We start from the raw sequence: 1,110 nt of genomic DNA, 5'->3' as shown, positions 1-1,110 counted from the left end.
TGTCAACGGCAGCTGAAAACTGACCCCCTGGCGGCGTCCGAAGGTTGACCCCTTGGTGGTCATGGTTCCTCGGTGTTGGCGGCTGGGACGCGGCCGAGGTCTCGGTTCTTGAGTCGGTAGGAGTCGCCTTTGAGTGCGACGACGTCGGCGTGGTGGACGAGGCGGTCGATCATCGCGGCGGCGACGACGTCGTCGCCGAAGACTTCGCCCCAGCGGCCGAAGGGTTTGTTGCTGGTGACGATCAGCGAGGCGCGTTCGTAGCGGGATGAGACGAGTTGGAAGAACAGGTTCGCGGCTTCGGGTTCGAAGGGGATGTAGCCGACCTCGTCGATGATGAGTAGTGGGTAGCGGGTGAGCCGGACGAGTTCGTCTTGCAGGCGGCTGGCGTGGTGGGCGTCGGCGAGCCGGGCGACCCAGCCGGAGGCGGTAGCGAACAGGACACGGTGGCCGGCTTGGCAGGCGCGGATACCGAGCCCGATGGCCAGATGGGTCTTGCCGGTGCCTGGTGGGCCGAGGAACACCACGTTCTCCTTGGCGATGACGAAGTCGAGGGTCCCCAGGTGGGCGATCAGGTCGCGAGCCAGGCCGCGGGCGTGGTCGAAGTCGAACTCTTCCAGGCTCTTGCGGGCCGGAAACCTCGCCGACCTGATCCGACCCTCGCCGCCGTGAGCGTCGCGGGCGGAGACCTCGCGTTGCAGGCAAGCGACCAGATACTCCTCGTGTGTCCACGCCTCAGCGCGGGCTCGTTCGGCCAGGCGGTCCACCGAGTCGCGCAGGGTGGGTGCTTTCAACGCCCTGGTCAGGTAGGCGATCTCGGCGGTCAAGTCCTTGGCCGGTGTGGCTTTGGTCCGGGTCGGCATCACACGGCTCCCTGGTCCAGTCCGAGGCCGAAGGCGTTGTCGTAGTCGGTCAGCGGCCGCTGTTCCACCTCGGTCGCCGCTGCTGGGGTGAGGACGGTGAAGCGGTCCTGCCGCAACGCGGTCGCGGCCTGGGCATGGACGGTGTCGGTGATCGACTGGTGATAGGCCCAGCAGCGTGGATGGTCGGCCACGACGGCGCCCTCGCAGAACACCCGCACCCGGTCCAGGTCGGCGACGATCTCGATCCGCC

At 67.6% G+C, this 1,110-nt stretch carries 1 protein-coding gene and 1 pseudogene; both read right to left on the bottom strand.

The features are described 5' to 3' along the window. Positions 1–59: 59 nt before the first annotated feature. Entirely contained in the window at positions 60–860 is an 801-nt protein-coding gene (gene istB, locus AB0H36_RS48110) for an IS21-like element helper ATPase IstB (RefSeq protein WP_360539148.1), read from the bottom strand. Next, positions 860–1,110: pseudogene (locus AB0H36_RS48105) on the bottom strand (IS21 family transposase); the annotation flags it as partial. The pseudogene AB0H36_RS48105 and the gene istB, both read right to left, overlap by 1 nt.

The organism is Kribbella sp. NPDC050820, from assembly GCF_040653975.1.
Lineage (GTDB): Bacteria > Actinomycetota > Actinomycetes > Propionibacteriales > Kribbellaceae > Kribbella.
Note: the sequence above shows the minus strand (reverse complement) of the source record. Positions and strands in the feature narration are given on the sequence as shown.

What these genes read in the sequence shown, in the direction of transcription:
- istB (WP_360539148.1), bottom strand. Translation starts at nt 860, where the DNA reads ATGCCGACCCGGACCAAAGCCACACCGGCCAAGGACTTGACCGCCGAG.